Genomic DNA, 14,801 nt, shown 5'->3' on the forward strand with positions numbered 1-14,801 from the left:
CGGCTCAGTCCCTGGGCGTGGCGGTTCCGGCGGGCAGTTTGGATTCTTCTCCTTCCAGTGCGCATGTCACGAAACGAAAACCTTCGCTCCAGTCGTCGGAATTGGCATAGCCGACGAGATCCTGCTCCTCGGTGCGCACCCACTCCCGCTGGAACCGACTGGCGCAGATCGCGTACATGCTCACGCTGTCGTAAGGAACCTTTTCGGACACCTTGACATACCCGATGACCTGCTGGTCGTGCGGCTGGGCGCAGTCCGCCAGGATGATGTCGTCGTCCTCGTCGTCGATGCAGTCTCCGATGCTCAGTTGCGAAACGTAGAGGGAGGAACCCTGCTCCCTGCGTTCGCCCAGATCCCCACCGGCGAGGATGCCGCGTTGGAAGACCAGGCACGCCGCCTCGGCCTGCGCCCCGGAACCGCGATCGTCGTCAGGCCGTAGAACGGTCAGGACGGGGTCGGCCAGACTCCGGCGCAGGTCGGCGGTTTGGCTGCCGCACTCCCGGCGCACGGACGCCTCGCCGTCCTCGGCGTCCGGAACGGTGGCGATGACCTGGCCTGCCGGGGTAGGGGTCGATTCCGTCTCGACACAGGGCACGGTCACCACATCGGTCAGGACCGTGTAGTCCTCGTTGTGGGTGCCGACGATGACGCAGTCCCCCGCCTTGAGTGGCTTCCGCAGCCCGACCTCGGTGCCGTAGAGCACCCCGGCCTCTGTGTCGGCTGTGTCGGCTGTGTCAGCTGCGTCGGCGTCGTCGGTGCCCGCCGGGCCGGTACTGCCGGGCTGCTGAGCAGAAGAGTCTGCCGGGGCGTTGTCCTTGTCGGTGTCGCTCAGGGCCACGGCGGTCAACGTGATGGCGGTCGACGCCACGGCGGCGGCAACGACCCACGCAAGAATCTTGGAGGACTGTGGGGGGAAGCTCTTCCGGGTCGGGCTCTCGCCAGAACTGCCGGGCGGGGCCGCCGCGGTGCGTGCGGCCGCTTCGACAGCGGCGAGTTCGGTGATGGCGGTGTGCAGGGTGGGTCGGTGTCCGGGCTCTTTCGTCAGCAGGCCCATGATGATGTCGGCCAGCGGGCCGCAGGCGTTCGCAGGCCGGGGAGGCGTTTCGGTGAGGGGGGCGGTGGCGGTGCTGTCGCGGTCGTCATGACCGAAAGGCGGGTGTCCCTCGGAAGCGCAATAGAGCGTGGCCCCGAGGGAGAACAGGTCGGAAGCCGGCGGATCCGCGCCGTGGGCCCGCTCCGGTGCCATGTAGCCGGGAGTGCCGATCACTCCGTTGGTCATCCGGGTCTGCCCGGAGCCCGCGTAGAGGGAGATCCCGTAGTCGGCCAGCATCACCCGTCCGTACCGGTTCCCCGAGTGGTCCGGGGCCAGGAGTATGTTGGCGGGCTTCACGTCGCGGTGCACGATGCCCAGAGAGTGCCCCGTGCTCAAAGCCTTCAGCACGGCGATACCGACGCGGGCGATGTCCGCATCGGGCAGCCTGCCCTGGTCATGGATGATCGTCCGCAGGTCAGTCGCGTCGGTGACGTACTCCATGACGATCCACGGCAGCCCGTCCTGCTCCACGATGTCCACGACGTTGACCACGTGCGGATGGCCGCGTAGCTGCGCGGCGTTGCGCGCCTCTGCCCGAGCCCGCGAGATGCGCTGACCCAGGTCTCCGCCGCCCAGGTCATTCGACACGTCGATCTGCTTGATCGCGACCTCGATGCCCAGGTTCTCGTCCTCGGCCAGCCATACGCTGCCCATTCCGCCGGCCCCGAGCACGCGGAGCAACCGATACCGCCCCACCCGCGACCCACTCAACTCCGTCACTACCGTTCTCCGTCTCACGCCCGACCGTCGACAAGCCCTTCAATCTCCCCGCTCGACCGGGGCTTCCGCAACCACACCGGACTGGCTGTTGCGGTCCCGGCACAACCGCCGTGCGGTGGTGCGGTGTCCTTGACGGTCTGCCCCAGAACGGGCACGACCACGTGGCACCGACGCCGAGGAGACCGCCGCTCATGACCACCGCCCCGATCGACCCCACCGGGCCGATCATCCCCATGCCCGACAAGATTCCCGCCGTGCTCCGCATCGCCGTCGCCCAGCTCGACCCATCCGCCGTCGCCGCGTTCGATCAGCAGTGGAACGACGCGATCCGCCGGGCCCGCGACGAGTACACGCTCACACCGCCCAGCGCGTTCGTCGAACACTGGTGGTCATGGGTCGGTATCGCCCGATTCCCTGAACGGCTTGCCCGCTTCCGCGAGTGCCAACGCATCGTCAGCGAGTCCGCTGATCGCGCAGAACGCCGCGCCGCTGCCTCGGAACTCGCCGCGCTCCTCGCCGAGGCGGAGGCCGCCGCCGTTCGACATCAGTGAATCCGCCTCCGGCGTCCAGACGTTCGCCGAGGGCCCGTCATGGTCTGGTACCAGGAGGCCTACCGCGATGACGTCGTGCTGATCCACCGCGCCCAGCACCTCGGCGCCTGACCTCCGCCCCGTACACGACCGTGCCCCGGCCGGCCCGATCGCGTAGGCCGGCCGGGGCCCGCCCTCGTCACCGCCGTATCCCAACGGCCGGAGAGCGGGAGATCAGTGGGCAGGGTGTCTGCGGATGAGGACGTTGGCGTCGCTGACGGCCGACAGGTCACCCGCCGCGCGGGCCACGGCCCGGCCTGCGGCCAGCTCCGCGCACGTCGCGCAGCCGGGGGCTGCGGCGGCGTCGGGGATGGGCCACACGTCAGGCAGGTATACCGGACCATCCGCGTAGGTCCGGCGCGATGGTGCGGTCATCGGTCTCTGCCTTCCTGGGTCGACCGCAGCCAGGCGAGCACGCGGCCCGCTCGGCGTTCCGCGGTCACGTGCCGCCACGCGGGGATCGGCGCGATCCACAGCCGGACGTAGTCGTCGAGCAACCGGTCCATTCGGCCGAGCCGACCGGTCCGCCGGTTCATCAGCAAGTCGCCCGGCTTCGGCGCCTCCCGCCGGCCATCGCCGCCGGGACCGCCCCCGGGCTGATCAGCGCTCATGTCCTCCCCCACCGTCCGACCGAGCGGGTAGCCACGCCAGTCCGGCGCCTCACCCAAACTCGCCACCGCAGGCCTCCGGTTGAACGGCTCGGGTCGGCGCGGCTGCCGGGACGCCGGAGGCAGCCGACGCGGCTGGGCGCGCCCCTCATCGGCGCTCACGACCGCCCCCCGCGGCAGCGCGGGCACTCGCACGGCGGCAGGGCGTAGGTGTTGGGCAGTGGTTCGCAGTCACGGGCGTAGAACCGCCTCCGGCGCCCCCACGTCCGTCCGCCGTCACGGGACACTCGCAGGGTCAGCAGAGGACGGTCAGGCGCCGACGGCGCTTCACGTTGGACGGTCATGGGGACAGGTAACCGCCGCACGAGGCGGGGCGGCGGACGTGAGAGCGGACACCGGGCCGGACTTTCGCGTTCGCACCGGACGTTCGCCGGGAACGTCCGGTACTAGCGTGAGTTGCCAGCACCCCAGCCAGGGACGATCCATGAATGAGCAGACGGACTTTCAGCACGCGTGCGCAGAACGAGGATGGGCGACGCCCGCCACATTCCTTCGCGCGTTCGCCGAGACCGCTGCTCTGATCGGAGAACCGGTAACCGTCACGGACCGGCAACTGCGCCGATGGCGGCAGCCCAACCCGCCGCGGCCGAGGTTCCGCGCCTGGCGAGTGCTGCACGCGATGTTCGGCGTCCACCCTCTCACGCTCGGTTTCCCCGGCCCGGAGCCGATCACCACGACGAACACCCCGTCCCGAGGAGAGGGTGTCGACCGCCGCGGCTTCGTCACCGACACCCTCGGTGCCGCGGCCGGCGTCACCCTCGTCGCCTCCACCCCGAACGCCACAGGTACCGCACACGTGGAAGAGCTGCGCGAGGGCCTGCGGTCGCTGTACGCCCTCGACGACGCCTACGGCGGCGGCGACGTGCGCTCGCTCGCCGTGCGCCACCTCCGCCGTATCCGTCGTGTGATCAACACCGGCAGCTATCCCGACAGCATCGGACGCCAACTGGAGCTGCTCGGCGGAGAGACCGCCGAGCAATGCGCGTGGCTGTACTACGACGCCGACGACCAGGAGGCCGCCCGTCGTTACTGGGGCGAGGCGCTGACCACCGCCACCATGCTCCGCAACACCTCGCTTGAGGTGCTGGTGTTGGCCTCCCTGTCGATGCAGGCCACCTACGAGGACCGGCCACGGGACGGCTACAACCTCGCCCGCGCGGCGCGGCAGCGTGCCGAAGGCATGGCCTCGCCGGTGCTGCTGTCCCTCATTGCCGCTCGCGAGGCCCGCGCGCTGGCCGTGATGCGCGACGGCCGGGCCGCCCGGCAAGGTCTCGCTCAAGCCATGCGCTTGGTCGAACGCGCGAACCGCGGCCAACCGCCGCCTGTGTGGGCGGCCTTCCACGGCCCTGCCGAGCTGGAGTACGCACACGGCCTGATGTACGGCACGCCGCCGCAGTGCCGTTCTTACGCGCCGCCCTGACCCACCAGGACCGCGCGTACGGCCGCAACCGGGCCTTGTACCGGCTGACGCTCGCCCGCGGCCTCATCAAGGCCCGCGAGGTCGACGAGGGAGCCGCGGAGGCCATGGGCGCGGTTGAGCAACTGGCCGAAGTCGAATCGCAGCGCGTGAACCGCCGCGTCGTCGAGGTGCGCAACCTCCTCACAGCGGCCGACACCGCCAGCGCCCGCGAGACCGTCGAGGCGCTGGCCGAGTACGTCCACTGAGGAGAACCCGCATGTCTGAGGTGTCGGTGCAGCGCTATGACGGACCTGAAGCGGCCGGGACGTTGGAGACTTTCCTGCCCGCGTACCGCGACATCTATGTCGAGCCGCCGTACTGCGAGGGCCCGCAGGACGTCGCCGACTTCATCGGAATGTTCGCCGTCCAGGCCGAGCGGCCGGTCTTCCGCGTCGCGCTGGCCCGGGACGCCGACGAGGTCGTCGGCTTCGCCTACGGCTTCTGCCTGCCGCCGGACACCGGCTGGTGGCGCAACCTCCGTGAGCCCGCGCCGGCCGAGTTCACCGCCGAGGACGGGCAGCGCACCTTCGCCGTCATCGAGCTGGCCGTGCGCAAGCCCTGGCGGCGACAGGGCATCGCCCGCCGACTGCACACCGCGCTCCTTGAGGGCCTGGCGGCAGAGCGAGTCACCCTCACCGTGCGGCCAGAGCCCGAGGCGGCACCGGCGCAGGCCGCCTACGACTCCTGGGGGTACCGGAAGCTCGGCGCGTCGCAGCCGGGCGACGACGCCCCGGAGTACGAGGCGATGATCCTGCGACTGCGCTGACCCGCCACGCGTCTGCACGGCGTCATCGCCGACCGGAGCGACGTCGAGCAGGCCGCCGGGGGCAATCGGGGTACGGGGCGCAGCCCACGGGGCCTCAGGGGCGGGGGCTCGGGGCGCGGCCCTGAGTCTCGGGAAGGGGCGGGTCAGGGGAGCGACCCCCGCCGCGACCCCGGGTGCGAATCGAGCTAAAGCCGCATATCCTCCCGTACAGGGCGCGCCGATCTGTGGCGCGTACCGGTGCGGGAGGCGCGCGCATGCGGAGACGGCGGCGACGGCGGCTGGCTGCCCGGCTCACCACGGCCGCGGCCCTCGCGCTCCTGCCCGTCGCCGCCACCGCGCACGCCGCACCCGCCGCCCCCGCACCCGCCGCACGCCCGCACACCACTCCACCGGCCTACGCTCCGCACGCGTACGCCGCCCCCCTGTCCCCCGCCACCGACCCCGTCGGCGGGGCGGACGGGTACGCCGTCGTGCTCGACGGCCGGCCCGTGCCCGCGCCCGACATCACCCCCGGGCCCGCCGACCCCGGCGGCGATCCCGGCGCCGACTCCGCCCAGGGCGACGCCCGCGCCTCCGACTTCGTGGCGCCGGTCGCCGCCGCCGTCGTCGTCGTGGCCCTGGCCGCGTACTCCTACCGGCGACGGAGGTCGACCCCCCGGCCGGTGCACCTGCAAGAGGGCGGCCCGCCCCCGCCTCCGCCGACTCCCGTCTCCGAACTCGACGCCCGCGCCAAGGAACTCCTCGTCGAGACCGACGACGCCGTCCGCACCAGCCAGGAGGAACTCGGCTTCGCCACCGCCCAGTTCGGCGACGAGACCGCCCGCCCCTTCGCCGACGCCGTCGCCCACGCGCAGGCCGAGCTGATCGCCGCCTTCCGCCTCCGGCAGGCCCTCGACGACGCGGCCCCCGAGGACGACGCCGCCCGCCGCGCCATGCTGGAGGAGATCCTCACCCGCTGCACCGACGCCAACGCCCGCCTCGACGCCGAGTCCGACGCCTTCGACCAGCTGCGCGCGATGGTGTCGCGGGCCCCGGAGGTCCTCGCCGCCGCCGAGGACGCCGCGCAGCGGCTTCCGGACCGTATCGACGCCGCCGAGGGCACGCTCACCGCGATGGCCGACGCCTACGCCCCCGGCTCCTTCGCCGCCGTCGCCGGCAACCCCGCCGCCGCCCGCGACCGCCTGCAGTTCGCCGTCGAGAACCTCACCCACGCCCGCGCCGCCCTCGCCGCCGACGACCGGCCCACCACCGCCGTCCACGTACGGGCCGCGGAGAGCGCCGTCGGCCAGGCCGGCACCCTCGCCGACGCCGTCGGCCGCCGCGAGCAGGAGCTGCGCGAGGCAGCCGCGGCGCTCACCGACGCGCTGCGCGACATCCGCACGGAACTCGCCGACGCGCAGGGCGTGGTGCGGGGCACGGCCGCGGACGAGTCGAGCGCCGATCTGCAGGGCCGGGTCGCGCGGGCGCAGACAGTGCTGGCGGAGGTGGAGCGGGGGGTGGAGCAGGGGGCGGTCGGCGGCCGGTACGACCCGCTCGCCGCGCTGCGCCGCGTGGAGGAGGCGGACGCGGCGCTGGAGGAGGCGCTCGCCGGGGCCCGGGAGCGGGCGGAAGCCGGGCGGCGGGCGGGGCGGCTGCTGGACCAGGCGCTGGTCGGCGCGCGCAGCTCGGTGGCCGCCGCCCGGGACTTCGTCACCACCCGCCGCGGCGGCGTCGGCCCCGCCGCCCGTACCCGGCTGGGCGAGGGCGAGCGGCACCTGCAGCAGGCCGTCGAGCACGCCGGCACCGACCCGGCGGGCGCGCTCCGGCACGCCCAGCGCGCCGACGAACTCGGCCGCGAGGCACTCCGGCTGGCGGAGCAGGACGTCCAGGGCTTCGACGGCTCGTACGGCGGCGGGCCCTTCGGCGGCCGGTACGGCAGCGGCTACGGCCAGGGCGGCGGACGCGGGCGCATGGGCACGGGGATGCTCGGCGGGATCATCCTCGGCGGCATGCTCGGCGGCTTCGGCGGAGGCCGGGGCGGGGGCCGGGGCGGCGGCTTCGGGGGCGGCTTCGGCCGCGGTCCCGGGAGCTTCGGCGGCGGGGGTACCCGGGGGCGGATGGGCGGCGGAGGCCGTTTCTAGGAGCAACGGACACGGCGTACGCCCCGGAACGTACCCACGACACCCCAGGGAGACCGGGCGGCGGCCTGAGCGGCCCGGCCGCCCGCACCGCCCGCACCGTCCCCGCCCGCACCGTCCGCGCCGCTCGCGCCGCCCGCGTCATCCGCGCCGCCCCGGGCCGCCGCACTCAGTACGCCGACAGCAGCGCTTCCGCGTCCGGTTCCGCCCGCGGGCCGCTGCCCGGCAGCGCCAGCTCGTACCAGACCGTCTTGCCCCGGTGCGTGCGCCTGCTGCCCCAGTTGTTGCTGAGCATGCTGACCAACTGCAGCCCCCGCCCGCCCTCGTCGGTGTCCCGGGCGCGGCGGCGGCGCGGCTGGACCAGGTTGCTGTCCCACACCTCGCACACCAGCGTGCGGTCCAGCAGCAGCCGGAGCCGTATCTCCGGCTCGCCGCCGCCGCTGCGGCCGCCCTCGCCGTGCCGGAGCGCGTTCGTCACCAGCTCGCTGACGAGCAGCTCGGTGGTGTCGATCAGCGGCTCCAGCTGCCAGGCGGCGAGCTGCGTACGGGCGTGTTCGCGCGCGAGCGCGACCGAGCGGGGTTCCGCGGGCAGCAGCCAGTCGCCGACGGTGTCGGCGGGCAGTCCGTGGATACGGGCCATCAACAGGGCGATGTCGTCCTCTCCGTGCCGGGTGTAGAGCGTGTCGAGCACGTGGTCGCAGACGTCCTCCAGCAGCTGGGCGGGGTCGGAGAGCGCCTTGCGGAACTCGTCCAGGCCCTCGTCCAGGCCGTGGTCGCGGGACTCTACGAGGCCGTCGGTGTAAAGCGCGAGCAGCGCGCCGTCCGGCAGCTCGACCTCGACCTCCTCGAACGGCTCGCCGCCGACGCCCAGCGGCATCCCGGTCGGCACCTCCAGCAGCAGCGGCGGCTCGCCGGGCTCGACGACGACCGGCGGCAGGTGGCCTGCGTTGGCGATGGTGCAGCGCCGGGTGACCGCGTCGTAGACGACGTACACGCAGGTGGCGAGGTAGACCTCGTCGGAGACCCCGCCGAGGCCGGCGGCGATCTCGTCGAGCGCGGCGAGCACCTCGGCCGGTTCCAGGTCGAGCATGGCGAGGGTGCGTACGGCGGTGCGGAGTTCGCCCATGGCGACGGCGGCGCGCAGGCCGCGGCCCATGACGTCGCCGACGATGAGGGCGGTGCGGTGGCCGGGCAGCTCGATGACGTCGAACCAGTCGCCGCCGACCTCGGTGGCGGTGTTCCCGGGCAGGTAGCGGCAGGCGATGTCGAGGCCGGCGGCCTCGGGGTCGCCGGGCGGGAGCAGGCTGCGCTGGAGGATGAGGGCGCGGGAGTGCTCGCGGCGGTAGAGGCGGGCGTTGTCGATGCAGACGGCTGCGCGGGCGGCGAGCTGTGCGGCGAGCGCGGCGTCGCGTTCGCCGAAGTCCTCGCTGCCGCGGGCGCGGGAGAACTGGACGAGCCCGACGACGGTGTCGCCGGCGACGAGCGGCACCGCGAGGGTCGTCTGCACCAGCCCGCTGTCGCCGCCCGGCACCCGGCGCACCTGCGCAGTGCGCAGCGCGGCGGCGTGCGGGGAGTGGAACGGGAAGCGGTGGGTGGAGCCGACGGCGGTCACGGGGGCGTCGGAGACGGCGCTGGCGAAGGCGACGCGGCGCAGTTCGGCGCTGCCGTCGGCGATGCCGGGGCGGCCCTCGTCGCCGTCGAGGAGGCTCTGGTAGACGTCGACGCAGGCCATGTCGCAGAACTGCGGGACGGTGACGCCGAGCAGTTCGCGGGCGGTGGTCTCCAGGTCGAGCGAGTTGCCGATGCGGGCGCCGGCCTCGTTGAGCAGCGCGAGGTTGCGGCGGGCGCTGGCGGCCTCGCTCTCGGCGCGGCGGCGGCCGGTGACGTCGGCGGCGATGGCGGCGACGCCCATGGGCCGGCCCGTACCGCTGTGCACCCGGTACAGCGATATCGACCACCGCAGGCTGCCCACCTGCCCCTCCCGCGCGGACGCGGCGCCGCCCGGCGGCTCCTCGGGGGCGGGCCCGAGGATCTGCATGTCGGTGACGGGCTCGCCGGTGTCGAGGACCTGCTTGAGGGCGGCGGTCACGCGCTCGGCCTCGGCGCGCGGGAGGTAGTCGCGGGGGGTACGGCCGGCGTGCGAGGCGACGGTGCCGCCGAAGGCGGCGGCGAAGCGGTCGTTGACGCGTACGAGCCGCAGATCGGTGCCGAACAGCAGGAAGCCCATCGGGGCTTGGCCGAAAACGGCCTGCGAGGCGGCGAGGTCGGTCTCGATACGGCGCAGCGCGTACGCGTCGACGGCGACGCACAGCGCGCCGCGGGCGCCGCCGACGCCGGTGGTGGGCATGACGTACAGCTCGGCGATGCCGTCGACGGCGGGGTGCACGGCGCCGGTCGCGTCCCTCGCGGCCGGTCTGCGGTACGGCAGCAGACCGGTCCACTCCCGCCCGTCGAGGATCTCCGCGACCTTCGCCCCCACGTCCGCCCGCAGCTCCTCCGGAACCAGCGCTTCGGCGGCGTCGCGGCCCAGCACCTCGGCGGCGGAGACGCCGAGGAGTTCCTCGGCGCGGGCGCTCCACTGCTCGATGCGCCCGTCCGCGTCCAGGGCGAAGGAGGCCACCTGGATGTGGTCGTAGATAGAGCCCGGCGGACTGCTCTGCCAGAACGGTGCCTCCACGCGACCGCCCCCTTTGCTGATCCTGCACCGGGTACGCACCGCAGAGTATGCGGGAAGACCCGTATCCGGAACATGGTCGTCGGGTCACGGGTTCGGAACACCCCACCGCTCCCGGCCCCGTCACCGCTGCGTCTGCGAAGTGGTGCCCGCTCGGCACCCGGCGCTACGCCCCCGCCCAGCCCCCTTCCGTACGCCGATGAAGCCCTCCCCCGTACGTTCTAACCAGCAGGCCCCAGCTCGAACCACACCGTCTTGCCCGTTCCCCCGCGCTCGGTCCCCCAGCGCAGCGCGACGCTGGCGACGAGCTGCAGGCCACGGCCGCCTTCCTCGTCCGGCGCGGCGGTACGCACCCGCGGCGGCACCGGCAGCGTGTCGGACACCTCGACGCGCACGCCGCCGCCCGCGCCGGGCCCGCCGACGGGGCGCAGGCGCAGGCCGACGGGGCCGGGGGCGTGCCGCAGGGAGTTGGTGACCAGCTCGCTGACGAGCAGGACGGCGATGTCGCTCACGGGGTCGAGATGCCAGGTGTGCAGGGTTTCGCGGACGACGGCGCGGGCGGTGCGGACGCAGCCGGGGTCGTCGGGGAAGCTCCACTCGGCGGGGCCGACAGGACCGGCATGACCGGCAGCACCGGAGAGCGGAGCGGGAGCAGCGAGAGGGGAAACGGGAGAAAGAGGCGTCACCGCGGCGTGGCGCAGGAACGGGGGGTTGCTCACGCCTACCACATCCCAGCGGAGTTCTGTCGGATTTGCCCGACGTGACGGGAGTAGTAGGTATATACCCATTTCGGGACGAAATATCACCTACGCGCGCGGAGCTACGCGGAGTTGGCGGCGTCCCCGCCGCCGACGCGCTCCACGCGGTATATCTGCCGCTGCTCCGCCGGCCCGAAACGGGAGACCACTTTCTCGGCCTCGGCGCGCGTGGCGTAGCGCCCGACGCGGTAGCGGTTCCCGTTCCCGTCCTCGCGGACGACGACCCACGGGCGTGCGGCGCCGCTGTCGCCCATAAGCCCCACCCCCAGGAAATGTCTGCCCAGGGCACACCCGACGGCCTTCGCCCGGGCACCCTGCTTGCCTGCCGAATATGCCAGAGCTTACGCCCGGTATTCACTCCCCGCATACGGCTTTTCACAAGAAGGGCACTTCCCGGCCGGAAGTTCGAATCGGGGAACCGGAGAAGAGCCCGGGGCGGGGCGCGCGAGGGCGGTCCCGGGCCGGGCTACTTGACGGGCAGGTGGTAGCTGACGCGGTAGCGGTCGGCCGGAATGATCACATCCGCCGTCTCGACCGCCCGCCCCGAGGCGTAGAACGTCCGCTGGACACACAGCACCGGCTGCCCCGGCACCGCACCCAGCGCCTGCGTCTCGTCGGCCAGCCCGGGGCGGGTGCCGACTTCCTCCACGACGTTGTCCACGACGACGTCGATCGCCGCCATCCGCTCCACCACCCCGCGCCCGGCGAGCGGCCCCTCCTCGGGCAGCATCACGGGCGTACGGCCGGTGAGGGCCAGCGGCTCCCAGGAGGTGGACAGCAGCACGGGCTCGCCGGCCGAGCGGAAGACGTAGCGGGTGCGCATCACCGGTTCGCCCGCGGCCACGTGCAGCCGGACCGCGACGCCTCCGCCGGCGGGCTCCTGCGCGCTGCGCGACTCCCAGGAGCCGGCGACCGACTCGTCGGCCTGCTCCTGGCGGAAGGGGGTGAGGTCGCCGAGGCCGCGGTAGCCGGTACGGACCAGCCGCTGCGGCTCGGGCCGCGGGCGGACGTACGTACCGGACCCGGACCGGCCCTCGACCAGCCCTTCCGCCATCAGCACCTTGCGCGCCTCCAGCGCGACGGTGTCGGAGACCCCGTACAGCCGGCGGATGCGGGCCTGGGAGGGAAGCCGCGCGTGCGGGGGCAGTTCGCCGCTGGCGATCTTCCGGCGCAGATCCGCGGCGACCCGGAGATAGGCGGGCTGCTCACCTAGAGGCACCGTTTCTCACCCTCGTCGATGCGGTCGCCGTCCCGGCCCACGCCGTCCCCGGCCTGCACCGTTCCGGTCTGAACACGCGCGAAAGCCTGGCAACCGGCGGCCCGGCCCGCAACCTCAGGGGAGAGCTTTACGGGGCGCGTTCGGCGACCGGCGTACGCCGGGGCACGCCGGGCGTACGAGGTCGCGTCCCGCGAGGCGGTGTAAGCGATCACGAGCTTCGCCCTCCGGTGCCTGGCTCGCGGCGACCTCTCCCTGGGCGCCCCACGCGAAATGGCCCGGTCAGGCGCCGGGAGGGAGTGCCCCGGCCGGTCGAAGCGCCGACGTGACCTGCACGTTCCGGTCCATTGACCGGCTACACCACCCGGCGGGACGCCATCGCGTACGACGGGCCCTACAGACCCAGCACCGCGCGGGCGAGGAGGAAGTAGATCACCAGCCCCGTCGCGTCGACCAGCGTGGTCACCAGCGGGGCCGAGATCACCGCCGGGTCGATCCCCGCCTGCCGGGCCAGTAGCGGCATCACGGAGCCCACCACCGCCGCCCAGGAGCAGATCACCACCAGGGACAGCGACACGGTCAGCGCGATCCGGCCGTCGGTCATGATCGTCGCCAGCACCATGCCCACGACGCCGAGCCCGACGCCCAGCAGGAAGCCCACCCGGCACTCCCGCCACGCCACCCGGGCCACGTCGCCGGGCCGCAGCTCACCGACCGCGATCGCGCGCACCGCGGCCGTCGCGGCCTGGGCGCCGACGTTTCCGCCGGTACCGACGAGCAGCGGGATGAACACCGCCAGCGCGGTCACCTCCGCCAGCTCCCCCTCGAACGCCTGCAGCACGCCGGCGGTGAGGGTGGCGGCGAGGATGAGGAGGAACAGCCAGACGATGCGCGCGCGGGCTAGCCGGAAGACCCCGACCGACAGGTAGTGGCCCTCGACCGGCTCGGCGCCGGACAGCCGCGCCACGTCCTCGGTGTCCGCCTCCTCGATCAGCTCGATCGCGTCGTCGACCGTCAGGATGCCGACGACCCGCTCCTCGCTGTCCACGACGGGCAGGCCGAGGAGGTTGGCCTCCTGCATCAGGCGGGCGGCGGTCTCGGCGTCGTCCGTGGCGTAGACCCGCGGGAACTCGGTGTCCACCAGCTCGATGAGCGGGCGCGCCGGCGGGGCCAGCACCACGTCCCGCAGGGAGGCGACGCCGACCAGGTGCCGGCGGTCGTCCACGACCGGCAGCGTGTAGACGGTCTCGGCGTCCGCTCCGGTGCCGCGCACCCGTTCCAGCGCCTCGGCGACCGTGGAGCGCTCCTTGAGCAGCACCAGCTCCGGCGACATGTACCGGCCGACGGCGTCCTGTTCGTAGCCGAGCAGCGGGGCGGTCAGGGCGCGCTCGCGCGGGCTGAGGCCGGCCAGCACGCGCTGGGCGAAGTTGGCGGGCGCCTCGCCGAGCAGCCGGGCACGGTCGTCGGGGGCCATCTCCTCGACGACGTGCCGGAAGGTCTGGTCGCGCAGCCCTTCGAGGATCTTCTGCTGGTCGCCGGCGCGCAGCTCCTCGAAGACCTCGACCGCGCGGTCCTTCTCCAGCAGCCGGAAGCAGAAGACGGCCGTGACCTCGTCGGCGCGGGCGAGTTCGTCGGCGACGACGTGCGCGGGGTGGTCGGCGAGCCACTGCTGCAGGCCGGCGACGTCGTTGCCGTCGAGGAGGTCGCCGAGGTCGACGTCCGCGGTCATGCCCGTACCTCCCGCCGCACCCGTCGCTGTCGGCTTCACCCTAGATCGTGCCGATTACCGCGCTGAGCAGGGACGTGCCGCACACGTTCGGGGACTACGCGCTTGACCTTGACGTAACGTCAACTTCTACGGTGAGACCTCACCGGCCGTCCGACCGGACCGAGGAGCGAGCAACGCCATGGAGTGGTCCATCCAGGAGATCGCCCGCACCGCGGGCACCACCAGCCGCACCCTGCGCCACTACGGCGAGGTGGGGCTGCTCCGCCCCAGTCGCCTCGCGGCCAACGGCTACCGCTACTACGACGAGCACGCCCTCGTACGGCTGCAGCGCATCCTGCTGCTCCGCGAGCTCGGCCTCGGCCTCCCGGCCATCGCCGAGGTGCTCGACGGCGACCGCGGCCCCGAGGACGCCGCCGCCGCGCTCGACACGCACCTGGAGCTGCTGGTGCAGGAGCGGCGGCGCATCGGCCGGCAGATCGCGTCGGTGAAGACCACACTGCGGAAACTGAGGGAAGGTGAGCCGCTCATGGCGGACGAGGTGCTCGACGGATTCGACCACACCCGGTACGAGGAGGAGGTCACGCGGCGCTGGGGGAAGGCGGCGTACGAGCGGGGCGACCGCTGGTGGCGCTCGCTGAGCGCGGCGGAGCGGGACGAGTTCCAGCGCCGCCAGCGGGACATCGCCGGCGACTTCGCCGCGGCGCACGCCGCCGGCGAGGCGCCGGACGGCGCGGCGGTGCAGGAGATCACCCGGCGCCAGTACGAGTGGATCAGCGCGGGCTGGCAGGGGCAGGGGCCGTCGGCGGAGGCGTTCGCGGGGCTGGGGCAGATGTACGTGGACGACCCGCGGTTCACCGCGAACTACGACGCGCACAGGGAGGGCACGGCGGTCTTCGTACGGGACGCGATGCGGGTGTACGCGGACCGCAACCTGGCGTAGCGGGGGCAACGCCCGTACGGGGTGGGCCGGTACGCCCGGCGCCCGGGTCGCGCCCGTACGCCCGTGCCGCT

The 14,801-nt window shown here is 73.4% G+C and carries 14 protein-coding genes; 6 read left to right on the top strand and 8 right to left on the bottom strand.

All coding sequences use genetic code 11. The features are described from left to right. Positions 1 to 4: 4 nt before the first annotated feature. On the bottom strand, positions 5 to 1,831 hold the full coding sequence (locus T328_RS09995; protein ID WP_496495579.1) for a serine/threonine-protein kinase: 1,827 nt from the start codon (positions 1,829 to 1,831) through the stop codon (positions 5 to 7). Positions 1,832 to 2,004: 173 nt separating this feature from the next. Between T328_RS09995 and T328_RS10000 the strand changes: the two genes are divergently transcribed. Further along, entirely contained in the window at positions 2,005 to 2,364 is a 360-nt protein-coding gene (locus tag T328_RS10000; RefSeq protein ID WP_496495580.1) for a DUF6247 family protein, read from the top strand. Positions 2,365 to 2,577: 213 nt separating this feature from the next. Here the strand turns inward: T328_RS10000 and T328_RS10005 are convergent, their stop codons facing one another. Together T328_RS10005 and T328_RS10010 are read right to left on the bottom strand one after the other, a co-directional pair. Next, a complete protein-coding gene (locus T328_RS10005) occupies positions 2,578 to 2,778 on the bottom strand; it encodes a hypothetical protein (RefSeq protein ID WP_496495581.1) in 201 nt (66 codons plus the stop codon). Continuing rightward, positions 2,775 to 3,014 carry a hypothetical protein gene (locus tag T328_RS10010; RefSeq protein ID WP_496495582.1) on the bottom strand — a complete coding sequence of 80 codons (240 nt, stop codon included), beginning with the start codon at positions 3,012 to 3,014 and terminating at the stop codon, positions 2,775 to 2,777. Before T328_RS10010 ends, T328_RS10005 begins: the two co-directional genes overlap by 4 nt. A gap of 481 nt (positions 3,015 to 3,495) precedes the next feature. Here T328_RS10010 and T328_RS10015 point away from each other — a divergent pair, with 481 nt between their 5' ends. The 4 genes from T328_RS10015 to T328_RS10030 all read left to right on the top strand — a co-directional run bounded on the left by T328_RS10015 (position 3,496) and on the right by T328_RS10030 (position 7,416). Next, entirely contained in the window at positions 3,496 to 4,491 is a 996-nt protein-coding gene (locus T328_RS10015) for an NsdA family TPR-like regulatory protein (protein WP_496495754.1), read from the top strand. Then, positions 4,467 to 4,736, top strand: a complete 270-nt coding sequence (locus T328_RS10020; protein ID WP_496495583.1) for a hypothetical protein — start codon at positions 4,467 to 4,469, stop codon at positions 4,734 to 4,736. The genes T328_RS10015 and T328_RS10020 overlap by 25 nt, the downstream gene beginning before the upstream one ends. 11 nt (positions 4,737 to 4,747) lie before the next feature. Next, the gene (locus T328_RS10025; protein WP_496495584.1) at positions 4,748 to 5,296 is read left to right on the top strand and encodes a GNAT family N-acetyltransferase; all 549 of its coding nucleotides are present in this window, start codon (positions 4,748 to 4,750) and stop codon (positions 5,294 to 5,296) included. A gap of 254 nt (positions 5,297 to 5,550) precedes the next feature. Further along, positions 5,551 to 7,416 (top strand): coiled-coil domain-containing protein, encoded by a 1,866-nt coding sequence (locus T328_RS10030; protein ID WP_496495585.1) that lies wholly within the window; start codon positions 5,551 to 5,553, stop codon positions 7,414 to 7,416. 166 nt (positions 7,417 to 7,582) lie between these two features. Here the strand turns inward: T328_RS10030 and T328_RS10035 are convergent, their stop codons facing one another. The 5 genes from T328_RS10035 to mgtE form a co-directional block, all read right to left on the bottom strand. Further along, positions 7,583 to 10,090 (bottom strand): SpoIIE family protein phosphatase, encoded by a 2,508-nt coding sequence (locus T328_RS10035; protein ID WP_496495586.1) that lies wholly within the window; start codon positions 10,088 to 10,090, stop codon positions 7,583 to 7,585. A 218-nt stretch (positions 10,091 to 10,308) separates the two neighbouring features. Further along, the gene (locus T328_RS10040) at positions 10,309 to 10,806 is read right to left on the bottom strand and encodes an ATP-binding protein (RefSeq protein WP_496495587.1); all 498 of its coding nucleotides are present in this window, start codon (positions 10,804 to 10,806) and stop codon (positions 10,309 to 10,311) included. A gap of 101 nt (positions 10,807 to 10,907) precedes the next feature. Continuing rightward, on the bottom strand, positions 10,908 to 11,099 hold the full coding sequence (locus T328_RS10045; protein ID WP_496495588.1) for an SPOR domain-containing protein: 192 nt from the start codon (positions 11,097 to 11,099) through the stop codon (positions 10,908 to 10,910). A gap of 212 nt (positions 11,100 to 11,311) precedes the next feature. Continuing rightward, entirely contained in the window at positions 11,312 to 12,064 is a 753-nt protein-coding gene (locus T328_RS10050; protein ID WP_496495589.1) for a GntR family transcriptional regulator, read from the bottom strand. Between the two features lie 391 nt (positions 12,065 to 12,455). After that, positions 12,456 to 13,790: a magnesium transporter gene (mgtE, locus tag T328_RS10055; protein WP_496495590.1), complete on the bottom strand. Its 1,335-nt coding sequence runs from the start codon at positions 13,788 to 13,790 to the stop codon at positions 12,456 to 12,458. A gap of 178 nt (positions 13,791 to 13,968) precedes the next feature. Here mgtE and T328_RS10060 point away from each other — a divergent pair, with 178 nt between their 5' ends. Then, positions 13,969 to 14,730 carry a MerR family transcriptional regulator gene (locus T328_RS10060; protein WP_496495591.1) on the top strand — a complete coding sequence of 254 codons (762 nt, stop codon included), beginning with the start codon at positions 13,969 to 13,971 and terminating at the stop codon, positions 14,728 to 14,730. Positions 14,731 to 14,801: the final 71 nt, after the last annotated feature.

This window comes from Streptomyces sp. CNX435 (genome assembly GCF_059570575.1).

Excerpts from the sequence above, each read along its gene's own strand:
- T328_RS10060 (WP_496495591.1), top strand. The coding sequence starts at position 13,969 with ATGGAGTGGTCCATCCAGGAGATCGCCCGCACCGCGGGCACCACCAGC.
- mgtE (WP_496495590.1), bottom strand. The coding sequence starts at position 13,790 with ATGACCGCGGACGTCGACCTCGGCGACCTCCTCGACGGCAACGACGTC.
- T328_RS10015 (WP_496495754.1), top strand. The coding sequence starts at position 3,496 with ATGAATGAGCAGACGGACTTTCAGCACGCGTGCGCAGAACGAGGATGG.
- T328_RS10005 (WP_496495581.1), bottom strand. The coding sequence starts at position 2,778 with ATGACCGCACCATCGCGCCGGACCTACGCGGATGGTCCGGTATACCTG.
- T328_RS10030 (WP_496495585.1), top strand. The coding sequence starts at position 5,551 with ATGCGGAGACGGCGGCGACGGCGGCTGGCTGCCCGGCTCACCACGGCC.
- T328_RS10025 (WP_496495584.1), top strand. The coding sequence starts at position 4,748 with ATGTCTGAGGTGTCGGTGCAGCGCTATGACGGACCTGAAGCGGCCGGG.
- T328_RS10045 (WP_496495588.1), bottom strand. The coding sequence starts at position 11,099 with ATGGGCGACAGCGGCGCCGCACGCCCGTGGGTCGTCGTCCGCGAGGAC.
- T328_RS10010 (WP_496495582.1), bottom strand. The coding sequence starts at position 3,014 with ATGAGCGCTGATCAGCCCGGGGGCGGTCCCGGCGGCGATGGCCGGCGG.
- T328_RS10000 (WP_496495580.1), top strand. The coding sequence starts at position 2,005 with ATGACCACCGCCCCGATCGACCCCACCGGGCCGATCATCCCCATGCCC.